Annotated in this window: 12 protein-coding genes; 3 read left to right on the top strand and 9 right to left on the bottom strand. The window is 37.3% G+C overall.

Annotation, left to right across the window (positions count from 1 at the left end):
• Positions 1-5: 5 nt before the first annotated feature.
• Positions 6-740 (bottom strand): bifunctional demethylmenaquinone methyltransferase/2-methoxy-6-polyprenyl-1,4-benzoquinol methylase UbiE, encoded by a 735-nt coding sequence (ubiE, locus tag PP182_RS16105; protein WP_272652286.1) that lies wholly within the window; start codon positions 738-740, stop codon positions 6-8.
• Positions 741-968: 228 nt separating this feature from the next.
• Here ubiE and trkA point away from each other — a divergent pair, with 228 nt between their 5' ends.
• Positions 969-2,318: a Trk system potassium transporter TrkA gene (trkA, locus tag PP182_RS16100; protein WP_272652285.1), complete on the top strand. Its 1,350-nt coding sequence runs from the start codon at positions 969-971 to the stop codon at positions 2,316-2,318.
• 1 nt (position 2,319) lies between these two features.
• Positions 2,320-3,813, top strand: a complete 1,494-nt coding sequence (locus PP182_RS16095; protein WP_272652329.1) for a TrkH family potassium uptake protein — start codon at positions 2,320-2,322, stop codon at positions 3,811-3,813.
• A 76-nt stretch (positions 3,814-3,889) separates the two neighbouring features.
• Here PP182_RS16095 and PP182_RS16090 read toward each other — a convergent pair whose 3' ends face one another.
• A complete protein-coding gene (locus tag PP182_RS16090) occupies positions 3,890-5,080 on the bottom strand; it encodes a pyridoxal phosphate-dependent aminotransferase (protein ID WP_272652284.1) in 1,191 nt (396 codons plus the stop codon).
• 13 nt (positions 5,081-5,093) lie between these two features.
• Positions 5,094-6,194, bottom strand: a complete 1,101-nt coding sequence (locus PP182_RS16085; RefSeq protein WP_272652283.1) for a fatty acid desaturase family protein — start codon at positions 6,192-6,194, stop codon at positions 5,094-5,096.
• A 123-nt stretch (positions 6,195-6,317) separates the two neighbouring features.
• On the opposite strand from PP182_RS16085, the gene rsmG reads away from it, so the two are divergent.
• On the top strand, positions 6,318-6,953 hold the full coding sequence (gene rsmG / locus PP182_RS16080) for a 16S rRNA (guanine(527)-N(7))-methyltransferase RsmG (protein WP_272652282.1): 636 nt from the start codon (positions 6,318-6,320) through the stop codon (positions 6,951-6,953).
• A gap of 188 nt (positions 6,954-7,141) precedes the next feature.
• Here the strand turns inward: rsmG and PP182_RS16075 are convergent, their stop codons facing one another.
• The 6 genes from PP182_RS16075 to PP182_RS16050 form a co-directional block, all read right to left on the bottom strand.
• Positions 7,142-7,519, bottom strand: coding sequence for a hypothetical protein (locus PP182_RS16075; protein ID WP_272652281.1), 378 nt, complete (start codon positions 7,517-7,519; stop codon positions 7,142-7,144).
• Positions 7,520-7,666: 147 nt separating this feature from the next.
• Positions 7,667-7,798 carry a hypothetical protein gene (locus tag PP182_RS16070; RefSeq protein ID WP_272652280.1) on the bottom strand — a complete coding sequence of 44 codons (132 nt, stop codon included), beginning with the start codon at positions 7,796-7,798 and terminating at the stop codon, positions 7,667-7,669.
• A 713-nt stretch (positions 7,799-8,511) separates the two neighbouring features.
• Positions 8,512-9,027 (bottom strand): DinB family protein, encoded by a 516-nt coding sequence (locus PP182_RS16065; protein WP_272652279.1) that lies wholly within the window; start codon positions 9,025-9,027, stop codon positions 8,512-8,514.
• 111 nt (positions 9,028-9,138) lie between these two features.
• Positions 9,139-10,767 (bottom strand): L-glutamate gamma-semialdehyde dehydrogenase, encoded by a 1,629-nt coding sequence (pruA, locus tag PP182_RS16060; protein WP_272652278.1) that lies wholly within the window; start codon positions 10,765-10,767, stop codon positions 9,139-9,141.
• Positions 10,768-10,852: 85 nt separating this feature from the next.
• Positions 10,853-11,239, bottom strand: coding sequence for a Co2+/Mg2+ efflux protein ApaG (apaG, locus tag PP182_RS16055; RefSeq protein ID WP_272652277.1), 387 nt, complete (start codon positions 11,237-11,239; stop codon positions 10,853-10,855).
• A 4-nt stretch (positions 11,240-11,243) separates the two neighbouring features.
• Complete coding sequence (locus PP182_RS16050) at positions 11,244-12,374, bottom strand: DUF3667 domain-containing protein (RefSeq protein ID WP_272652276.1); 1,131 nt, start codon at positions 12,372-12,374, stop codon at positions 11,244-11,246.
• Positions 12,375-12,395: the final 21 nt, after the last annotated feature.

Below are 12,395 nucleotides of genomic sequence, written 5' to 3'. Positions count from 1 at the left end.
GTTGTTTAGCCCTCTTTTTTGCCGACATATATAGATGCTACACCAAAAGTTTGGGGCTGGTTTACTACATCTATAAACCCGATTTCCCTTAAAATATTGTTGAAGTTTTCTCCGTGTGGAAATGCGGCTGCAGATTCACTTAGATAACTATATGCGGAATTATCTTTTGAAAATAGTCTTCCAATAGCGGGTAGGATGTATTTCGTGTAGAATCGGTACCCTAGTTTAAATGGGGTTTTGGTGGGTACCGATGTTTCCAATATTGCCAAAGTGCCACCAGGTCTTAAGACACGGAGTATTTCTGCTAATCCAATTTCTAGATTTTCAAAATTTCTTACGCCAAAGGAAACCGTCACGGCATCAAATGAATTGGTTTCAAAGGATAGATTTTCACTGTCACCAACAATCATTTCAATGATCGGAGATAGGTTTTTTTCTTGAATTTTTTTCTTACCCACATCTAACATACCAGGGGAAATATCCAAGCCGACTATTTTTTCGGCACCTGTATTTACCATGGCGATAGCCAAATCTCCAGTTCCGGTAGCAATATCCAAAATTGTATTAGGGGACTCCTTTTTTAAAAGGGCCACGACTTTCTTACGCCATTTAACATCGATTCCAAAAGAAATAACCCGGTTCAACCCGTCATAATCTGTAGATATTGTATCGAACATTTGGGTAACCTGAGCCTTTTTTCCCAGATTAGAACCCTTGTAAGGTGTTACTTTTTTTGGCATTTGCAAAATTTTGGGCAAAGATACAATTTAGGGGAGGTATCTTATGATTTTCGGAAAATTCCTTTATCGATTAATTAACGCTTAAAAGCTTGAAAATAAATTGAAAGCTCATAAAATTATGTAATTTTGTACGCATTAAATTACTTACTTATAAAACTTAGCTACTGTCCCATGGGGTACAGAGACTGAAAATAAATTAATTTTCAGAGAGCTAGCTTAAGACTTTAAATGAAAATAATAATTGCTGGTGCGGGTGAAGTTGGATTTCATTTGGCGAAACTACTTTCTTACGAATCCCAAAATATAACACTAATAGATACCAATAAGGAAAGTCTGGCATATGCTGACAATCATCTGGATATTCGTGTGCTTAGAGGTGACGCAACTTCTATTTCAATCCTTAAGGATGCTTCGGTACAGGAGTCTGAACTTGTTATTGGGGTTACTTCTTCAGAGACCACAAATCTGACTTTATGCATGTTGGCAAAACAATTGGGTTGTAAAAGAACCATCGCGAGAATTTCCAATACGGAATTTATAGATAATAAGGAATTACTGAAATTTTCGGAACTGGGTATTGACGAACTGATTTCACCTGAGGAGCTCGCAGCTACGGAAATTCAATTGCTTTTGAACAAATCTGCATTTAATGACACCTACGAATTTGAGGAGGGTGAGCTGATTATGGTAGGAGTTTCTCTGCCTAAATCCGCACCTTTCGTTGGAAAAATGGTGAAGGAGGCCGCCAAGGTTTTTCCAGAATTGCATTTTATGCCGATTGCCTTACAAAGGTTGGGTACCCAATACACCGTAATCCCCAGGGGAGACACCTATTTTAAAGAAGGTGACCAGGTTTACTTTATCACCGTAAAGGAAGGTGTGGACGAACTTTATAAACTAACGGGAAAAAAGAAAGAAGATATAAAGAACGTAATGATATTAGGTGGTAGTAAGGTCGGTTTTAAAACGGCGAGAGACCTTTGTTCCAAACGTTTTAATGTCAAATTGATAGAGAAAAATAAAGAAAAGGCTTTTGATTTGGCGGATGACCTTCCCAATGCACTGGTTATCAATGGTGATGGAAGGAATGTTGAGCTGTTAGATGAGGAAAGTTTGGATTCTATGGATGCTTTTATAGCGGTAACGGGTAATTCCGAAACCAATATAATGTCCTGTCTGGTAGCCAAATCGAAATACATAAAAAAGACAATTGCCCTGGTGGAGAACATGGATTATTTTCAGTTATCCCACTCTATTGGAATTGATACGCTTATTAATAAAAAGCTGTTGGCGGCCAATAATATTTTCCGACATATTAGAAAAGGAGAGGTAGTTGCATTGATGCGGTTGAACAACCTTAATGCGGAAATATTGGAGTTTATTGTTAAGCGGGATTCCAAGGTGACAGGTTCCATGATTCGGGAACTCGACTTTCCAAAAGATGCCACTATCGGTGGTGTGGTTAGGGACGGAGAAGGTATTATTGCCTTAGGAGGTTTTACGATCAAGGCAGGTGACCGAGTGGTTGTATGTTGCCATCCCGAGCAAATTCCAAAAATTGAACGAATGTTCCTTTAGAATGCGCCTGAATTCAAGAATTATTTTTCATTTGATGGGACTGTTATTGCTTTGCAATGGCGGTTTTATGCTATTGGCTGCCTTAATCAGTGGCATATATGCGGATGGGGCAACTCTAAGTATTACCCTTGCATCCGTCACTACTATGTTTGCAGGTGTATTTGCCATGTATTATACTAGAGGTCACCGTAAGGAGGTCAAACAAAAAGAAGGATATATTATAGTAACATTTGGTTGGCTTGTCATGTCCATTTCAGGAATGCTACCTTATATTTTTTCCAGTGCTATTCCAGATATTACCAATGCCTTTTTCGAAACAGTTTCAGGGTATACGACTACAGGCGCATCCATAATGGATGATATCGAGTCCATGCCGGAAGGAATTTTATTTTGGAGAAGCTTAACCCATTGGATAGGTGGTATGGGGATTATTGTATTGGCGATTGCAATACTACCTCTATTAGGAATAGGAGGTATGCAGTTGTTTTCCGCTGAGGCTCCAGGGCCAAGTGCGGATAAACTACACCCCCGAATCACGGACACCGCAAAGAGGCTTTGGCTTATATATTTTGGGTATACAGTCGCTGAGACCATATTATTAAAAATCGCCGGGATGTCTTTTTTTGATGCGGTAAACCATGCTTTAGCGACATTGTCCACTGGTGGATTTTCAACCAAGAATGCGAGTATCGCTTATTGGAACGACCAACCCTTGATTCAATATATCATAATTCTTTTTATGTTTTTGGCAGGTAGTAATTTTGTCATGAGTTATTACGCATTTAAAGGTAAGATTCAGCGGATTCTTATGGACGAGGAATGGAAATACTATGCCCTTGCAATACTTATATTTTCAATTGTAGTATCTGGAGTAATATATTTTAATGCCAACATTACGGAGGACACCCCGGGATATCCTATGGTTCTTGGAAAAGCGGAGAGTTCGTTCAGGCATGCCACATTTCAGGTTATATCCGTAATAACAACAACAGGTTTTGTTAGTGCCGACTTTACACAATGGACTCCTTTTTTAACTGTCTTTTTCTTTGGATTGTTTTTTATGGGTGGATCGGCTGGTTCTACTTCTGGCGGAATAAAAATAATGAGGCACCTATTAATTATTAAGAATGGACTTTTAGAGTTTAAACGAACCTTACATAGTAATGCCATTATACCTGTACGCTATAATAATAAAACGGTTAAGGAAAAGATAGTGTACAACATCATAGGTTTTTTTGTGCTGTATATGTTGTTGTTTATTATTGGGGCTTTGGTCTTGGGTATGTTGGGCTTGGATTTTGAATCTGCAGTAGGAGGAGCAGCGTCCTCTTTGGGTAATGTGGGACCGGCGCTAGGTAGCTTAAATCCGGTAAGTAATTTTAATGGATTACCTGACTTGGCAAAATGGTGGTGCGGATTTTTGATGTTAGCAGGTAGATTGGAACTTTTTACAGTGCTCATCCTGCTTAATCCATATTTCTGGAAGAGAACATAATATTTAAAGTTAAATGTATTGCATAAAAAAAGCACTCAAATAATAATTGAGTGCTTTTTTATTTTTGTTCCTTCTATTATGAAATCGCTTTTTTGATTCTGGAAATCGCTTCTTCAATTTCCTTTACCGAGGCAGCATACGAAATTCGAATACAGTTGCCATTCCCAAAAGCATCACCTGTTACGGTGGCTACATTTGCATGTTCCAATAAATACATGGCGAAGTCAGATGCATTATTGATTTTAGTACCGTTCAAGGTTTTACCAAAATAGGCGGTAACATCCGGATATACATAAAAGGCTCCCTCTGGTTCATTGCATTTGAAACCAGGGATATCGTTCAATAAATCCAGAATAAGTTTTCTACGTTTTTTAAACTCATCCACCATATATTTAATACGGTCAGGAGATTCCTCTAAAGCAGTAATTACAGCCCTTTGAGCAATACAGTTAGCTCCACTGGTCACCTGTCCTTGTAATTTGTTACAAGCTCTGGCGATATAGTTTGGAGCACCAATGTAACCTATTCTCCAACCTGTCATGGCAAAGGCTTTTGCTACACCGTTCACGGTTACCGTTCGGTCATACATATCCTCAAACTCTGCCATGGAAGCATGTTTGGTAACACCATAATTTATATGTTCGTAGATTTCATCACTAACCACAATAATTTGAGGATTCTTTTTAAGAATATCGGCAAGTCCTCTAAGCTCTTCTTTACTGTAAATAGAACCGCTAGGGTTGCACGGCGAACTGTACCAAATCATTTTGGTATTTGGGGTTATGGCCGCCTCCAGCTCTTTTGGGGTCATTTTAAAGTCGTTTTCAAGAGAGGTTGGAACTTCTACAGGAACACCGTCCGCCAATTTTATAATATCCGCATAGCTCACCCAGTAAGGGCATGGAAGTATAACTTCATCTCCCTTATTGATGACAGCTTGAGCAACATTGTATAAGGCTTGCTTGGCTCCCGTGGAAACTACAATTTGAGAGGGTTCATAGCTTAAATTATTATCGCGTTTGAACTTTGTTATAATTGCACTTTTCAACTCCGCATAACCATCAACGGGTGTATAGGCGTTATAATCGTCTCTAATAGCTTGGATGGCCGCATCTTTTATGTAATCGGGGGTGTTGAAGTCGGGTTCTCCCAAACTTAACCCGATAATATCCTTACCTGCTGTTCTTAGTTCACGGGCTTTAGCAGCCATTTCTAATGTTGCGGACGGAGTAAGACTATTTATTCTATCCGAAAGTTGATTGCTCATATCTTAAAAATTACTAGTACTGTAAAGTAGGCTGTTTGCCCAATTCCTTTAAATGTTTGAAGTGCGAAATTATAGCTTTTCTAGTAGTTTTATATTCGTGATATGGTAAATTAAATTCCTTTGCAGTCTGTTTAACAATTTTTGAAATTTTTGTGTAATGGACATGACTGATGTTTGGAAATATATGATGCTCTACTTGATGGTTTAGGCCTCCCGTAAACCAATTGACTATCTTGTTTTTAGTTCCAAAATTAACTGTGGTAAACAATTGATGAATTGCCCAGGTATTTTTCATAGATCCTTTTTCGTCCGGCAATGGCGTATCCGCATGGTCAACGATATGCGCTAATTGAAAAACCACACTCAGGATAACTCCCGCTACATAATGCATTAAAAAGAATCCAATTAGAATTTTCCACCAAGCAATGTCCAAAACCAACATAGGTAATACAATCCAAATAGTAACGTATAGTATTTTGGTGATTATCAATGTACTCCAATTGATAGTCGCACTAGGCAATTTGCCATAAGATAACTTACGCTTCATATAGCGATACATTTGCTGAAAGTCCGTAGTAATCGCCCAGTTAAAGGTCAGCAATCCATAAAGGAGTACCGAGTAGAAGTGTTGAAATTTATGATATTTTTTCCATTCCGCGTGCTTGGAGAATCGTAAGATTCTGCCAGCTTCCATGTCTTCATCATGCTCATGTATATTCGTGTAGGTGTGATGCAGTACATTGTGCTGTACCTGCCAATTGTATACATTTCCGGCAAGTATGTAAATACTACTTCCCATAATTTTGTTCACCCATTTCTTGTTGGAATAGGACCCGTGGTTACCGTCATGCATTACGTTCATACCAACACCTGCCATTCCAACGCCCATGGTAATGGTTAGAAGTACATTGGCCCAAGTTGGTAATCCTAAAGTTAAAATAAGGAAATAGGGGGCTAAAAACAGGGTAAACATGACAATAGTCTTTAAATGCAGTTTCCAATTGCCTGTTTTTTTAATTTTATTGTTTTTGAAATAGTCATTGACCCTACTATTCAAAGTTTTGAAGAATTGGGTAGAATCTTTTCTGGGGAATCTGATGGCTTTGTTTTCCATAACCGGTAATCTATAAGTTTTTATTTATAACGCAAAGTATTTACAAATAATTGGATGGGTTGATTAAAAAGGAAATCTTTGCAAGAATGAATTTACAATTTTTTAGATAATACAAATATAAGCATGACAAGTGAAACCGTTTTTAAATATTTTCCCAATTTATCGGAAGTGCAGCAAAAGCAGATTATTCTTTTAGAGGAACTTTATAAAGATTGGAACCAAAAAATAAATGTAGTCTCTAGAAAAGACATAGATGAATTATATCTAAGACATGTGTTGCATTCTTTGGGAATTGCCAAAGTTCAGGAATTCAAAAATGGTTCCGATATCATGGATGTAGGCACAGGTGGTGGTTTCCCTGGGATACCTTTGGCCATATTGTTTCCTGAGGTTAATTTTACTCTGGTAGATTCCATTGGAAAGAAAATAAAGGTGGTGGACGAGGTTGTAGAAGGACTTGGCCTCAAAAATGTAAAAACTAAAAATATGAGGGTTGAAGAAATACCCAATAAGTTCGACTTTATTGTTAGTAGAGCGGTAGCCGCTATGCCTACGTTTGTTCACTGGGTGAAAGGAAAAATTAAGAAGGAGTCCCAACATGAAAGAAGAAATGGAATCCTGTATTTGAAAGGTGGAGACTTGGAAGAGGAATTAAAAACCTATAGAAATGCCGAAATTATGAATCTCACAGATTATTTTGACCATGATTTTTTTGAAACGAAGAAAATTGTTTATCTCCCCTTGAAATTTAAGGGTTAGAATCCTAAAGGCTTAATAAACAATAATAACTTGGTAATATTTCTTGGTATACGACCTAAGTAAATTGGAAAACACTTGAAATTCAAATCATTTTCTGTAAGTTTTAAATTAGAAAACCAAATAATGGACCTAAGTTTTATTTTAATTTACGGAATTGAGCTTTGCGAATAAGAGTTTCAATATAAAAATTAGTCTAATTTGCAAGCAAAATCAGTAGGTCTAAAAAGAACAAACCTTTTTTCAATGCCATTTAACCTAAAATTCTCGTCCCCCAAAAATCCAACAGAAGTTCCAGAACAATTTAGAATTGGTATAACTTTGCTTGCCAAGGGGTTACAATCGTTGTAAATAAATATTGTTTGTCCATCACTTTTGGCCTGTTCAATATAGCAGTATACGGCATCTGCGGAAGTATCGTTTTTTCTTCTCTGAATTTCAGACCTTAACCATTCCAAGTCTTCAATTGGATTTTCAACATCACATGCAGAAATAACCGTCACATCATCATTGTTGCAGCCAAAGGCTAGAAGTCCTACTAATATAGCGGCCAATGAAATCCTTTTCATATCAATATTTTTGTAAGGATGAGGTTTCTGCTTTTTGGTTGCGCAAAATTAACCTCAAATCAGGGTTCTTATTTAAGCCGAATTAATAAAGGTAGAATTCTATTTACTCCGAGGCGGTACTACTCCGTTGGATTTCGCAAAGGCTATTTATTGGTTTTTGTGTTCTCCATTTTGCCGGATAATTAGAAGAGTGCCTTCTAGTTGATTCTTCTTCATAAATCCAAAATCTACTTCACTTCCTAAATCATCACTTTCCGCTTCGACCACTTTGTATGGCATCCAGGAACTAGACTTTAAAAGCTGTTATAACTTTATACTTACCTGTAATTTTTCCAAAAGCCAAGATATTTATTCTTCAAGTGGGGTGCCCTCTTTTTTTGTTCCAATAAATAACTGGTGCTCTTTACTTGAAGTAATTTATCTGAAACAGGTTTATTTCCTTTTGTGCCCTAAAGTTAATTCCATTTTAAGCGAAAGCTTCTGCAAGTTGTGTAACTTAATCTGAGTCCACCTTGTTCATTACGTGAAACAAAATATTTATAAAGGCTTTAATCGGGAAAGTATAAAGGTATTTTTTATTAAAAGGACGGTAACTTGGAAGAGGACTTAAAACCTATAGAAATGCCGAAGTATTTAATTTAAGAGTTTATTTTGGCAATGATTTTTTTGAAACGAAAAAAGTAGTTACCCCCCCAATAAATATTAGAGATTAACTTTAGCTTTAAAGACTTAACATGCTGTTATAACAGGTTCGACATTTCTTTGCGTATCTGGTTAGAAAGTTCCACACATGTGAACTAAAATTATGCTTTTTAGATTTCGAATTTTGATATTTTTTATTTATTGTTTTCATAACCTGATATAGTATAATTAAAATTAATTAATTTACAATAAATTAACGTTAAATTTACATTGATATTGTGATTTATAAAGTCATATGAACAAAAAAGCGCCAGAAAGGCGCTTTTAAATTTTTTTGAAATTGTCCTTTTCTATTCACTCCATGGTGGAACTACTCCGTTAGACCTTGCATAGGCTATTAATTGACCCTTGTGTTCTCCATTGTGCTCCATGATTATCAGAAGTCCTCCCAATTTATTCATCTTCATAAATCCAAAATCGACTTCACTTCCTAAATCACCACTTTCTACTTCGCCTACTTTGTCCAGCACCCAAGCATTGGATTTTTTTAGAGCCGTAATAATATTGTCTTTTCCCGTAATTTTACCTAAAGCCATGATGTCAACGTCTTCAGGTGGGGCAAACCCCATTTTTGAACCAATAAAATAATTGGCACTGGCTACATGGAGAAGTGCATCTGCAACGGAATTTACACCTTCCATTGGTCTCCAATCATATTGGTCTTCAGAGAAAGCTTCGGCAAGTTGTATAACTTGATCTTGGTTTCCTTTAAGGAGTCCTTGAATCGTGTTCTGTGTTAAATTCTCTTGGGCGTATGTAAGTCCGATGGCAAAAAACATACACAAGAGTGAAAATAATTTTTTCATTATAGTGGTTTTAAAAGTTGAAAGGTGTTTCCGGTTTATCCGGAAACACCTTTAAATGTAATTAAAATCTACTTTAGAATTTTGATTTTTAGTTAAAATAACTTTTGTAGGCTAGCCCATAAAAGGATATCGATAATCTTCCGGAGTTACAAAAGTTTCTTTGATCAATCTAGGAGATACCCATCTTAAAAGGTTTTGTGCCGAGCCGGCCTTATCGTTTGTTCCAGATGCCCGTGCGCCGCCAAATGGTTGTTGGCCAACTACCGCACCTGTTGGCTTATCATTGATGTAAAAATTACCTGCACTGTTCTGAAGCGCCTTGGTTGCTTCGTCAATTGCGTATCTATCTTGGGAAATTACGGCACCTGTTAATGCATATTCAGAAGTGCTATCTACCAACTCCAATGTTTTGGACCAGTCTTGATCTTCGTAGGCATAAATGGTAACTACAGGCCCAAAAAGCTCTGTTTCCATTGTGGTGTAGTTCGGATCCGTAGTTAATATGACCGTTGGTTCTATGAAATATCCTTTGGATTTGTCGTACCCTCCCCCAACAATAATTTCAGTGCTATCGTCTTTTTTGGCCTGATCGATATATTTGGCAAGCTTATCAAAAGCACCTTCGTGGATTACAGCGGTGACAAAGTTGCTCATGTCTTCTGGCGACCCCGGTTTATTGAACGATAAAACATCCTTTTTAACCAGTTCAAGAATTTCTTTAGCTGTAGATTTTGGGAGATAAACCCTGGAAGCTGCGCTACATTTTTGCCCCTGAAACTCAAAAGCCCCTCTGGTTATGGCCGTTGCAACTTGTTGTGGCTTGGCAGATGGATGTGCGATTATAAAATCCTTTCCACCTGTTTCGCCTACAATCCTGGGGTACGTTTTGTAAGTATGTATATTATTCCCAATTTGTTTCCAAAGTTCTTTGAATACGTGGGTAGAACCCGTAAAATGTATACCTGCAAAATCTGGGCTCGCCAAAATAGTCTCGGTAATCATGACGGGGTCACCATAGACTACGTTAATTACGCCGTCTGGCAGGCCTGCTTCTTTGAACACATCCACGATTACTTTGGCCGAAAATATTTGACTATCACTAGGTTTCCAAACCACTACATTTCCCATCATTGCGGCACTTGCTGGTAAATTTCCAGCAATTGCAGTGAAGTTAAAGGGAGTAATGGCATAAACAAAACCTTCTAAAGGACGATATTCGACACGGTTCCATATGCCTTCAGAAGAATCTGGTTGTTCCTCATAGATCTGCGACATATATTCCACATTGAACCTTAAAAAGTCAATCAGTTCACATGCCGAATCTATCTCAGCTTGGTGTATGGTTTTTGATTGGGCGAGCATTGTCGCCGCGTTTATCTTAGCGCGGTATGGACCAGCAATTAACTCGGCTGCCTTTAGAAAAATGGCAGCCCTTTGTTCCCATGTCAAATTCGCCCATGCATTTCTTGACCCCAAGCAGTTGGAAATAGCATTTTCAACATGTTGCTTATCCGCCAAATGGTATGTTCCCAACGTGTGTTTGTGATCGTGTGGAGGGGACATAGGTTTGGTATTGTCTGTCCTAACCTCATTGGACCCAATATACATTGGTACGTCCACCATACTATTATAATAAGATTTATATTGTGCTAAGACTTCATCACGCTCGGAAGAACCTGGAGCATAACTTTTTATTGGCTCATTAATGGCAGCCGGTACCTGGAAAAATCCTTTACCCATGGTCAACTTTATTTTTTAAATTAGTAGTTGTCCAAATTTACTAAAAGGGTATTGTACTAAAAACTAAATTCAGGTTAAAACCTATCTAGTTTAATGCGAATGGAGCACTAAATTTAAAAGTAGGGATGTAAACCCTGAAGTTTTCGGTTGAGGAAAAGTTGATCATGTTGTAATGTCCCTTCATAGCACCAATTGGAGAGGTCAATAAACAGCCCGAATTGTAGGTATGTGATTCTCCAGGTTTTATGACCGGTTTTTTACCGATAACGCCTTCACCATCCAAAGTCTCTATATCATTTAGGGAATCATAGATTCTCCAATGCCGAGAAGTTAGCTGTACGGAGTCCTTACTCTGGTTTTCTATGGTAATAGTATAGCCAAACGCATAGTGCATTTTATAGTTTTTGAAGAAAGTGCCTTCAAAATTAGTTTTCACCGAAATTTTAATGCCTTTGGTAACTTGTGTTGTCATAATTTTAAAAAGTAATCATACTGCCCGCAAACAATAGTGCCGCTCCTATAATAGCTAATATAACGAAAATAGTGTTCAAGAATATATATTTAACAATAGTTTTAAATCTACCCTGCTGGTAAAAATTTCGCATGGCCTTATAGAGGTAAACTGCAAAAATCAAAATAAAAATACCACTAGTGTCAATCTCAAAAACAGAATCGATCAAATAGCTAACAATGAGCAATATAAAGAACAATGATTGATTGTGAAAACTAAATATTAAATGATCGGTATAAGTGTACTTTTTTCTGATATAGACCAGCCAAATAAAGATGGAGAATACTGGTAAATAAAAGAATGTCATAAAAGGAAGTTTAGAGAGAACGGAGCTTAAATAGGCCCCGGGTTGTCTTTTGACCCGAACTAAACTTTGTGCGGTATTAAAGGATATTTTGTTATGCCAAGTGTCTTCTATCCCATATTTGGTTTTTGCATCATCAAAAACATATAAAGTGTCCTTTTGTATTAACGTTGTGAATATTTCCTGTTTGCGAAATAGGGAACTAAAAAAGGGTTTTTTTGAAGCTGTTAGAAGTTGTTTTTTAGGGTCAGCAATTATAAGGGAATCCCTGACCTTTAACTGTTCTGAAATTCGATCATTTAATTCTAAGGAGTCTAGTTCGGCCATTGCTTTTACCCTTTCTTCCTCACTATCCCCGAAATCTAAATCTTCAATCATGGAACTACCAAAATTTACGGGAAGTTCGTTTGGTCCGGATCCAAACCTATCCAATCGATCAAAATCTCCCGATAAGCCAATGAGCAAAAAATAGATAATGGCCAAGCTTAAAAGAAACCTGAAAGGATTTGTATACGAAATTCGTTGACCAACAATGTAATCCTTGGTAATTTTTCCCGGTCGAAGGAGTAGTGCCGCAAGTGTTCTTAATAATCTGGAGTCGTAGGAAATAATATTGGAGAAAAACTCTTCGAAGAAATCTACTAAGGTTAATTTTTTTGTGCTATTGGCCTGGGAACAGTTTGGGCAATATTTATCACTTATATCCAAAGGATGGCCGCAGTTTAAGCACTCTACTCCCCTGAATTTTAATTTATACCGGCCTGTTGTATTAACACTTGGTTTGGTTTCCATAGGACCTCTTTATCAAATGTC

The organism is Maribacter sp. PR1 (genome assembly GCF_028464145.1).
Lineage (GTDB): Bacteria > Bacteroidota > Bacteroidia > Flavobacteriales > Flavobacteriaceae > Maribacter.
Note: the sequence above shows the minus strand (reverse complement) of the source record. Positions and strands in the feature narration are given on the sequence as shown.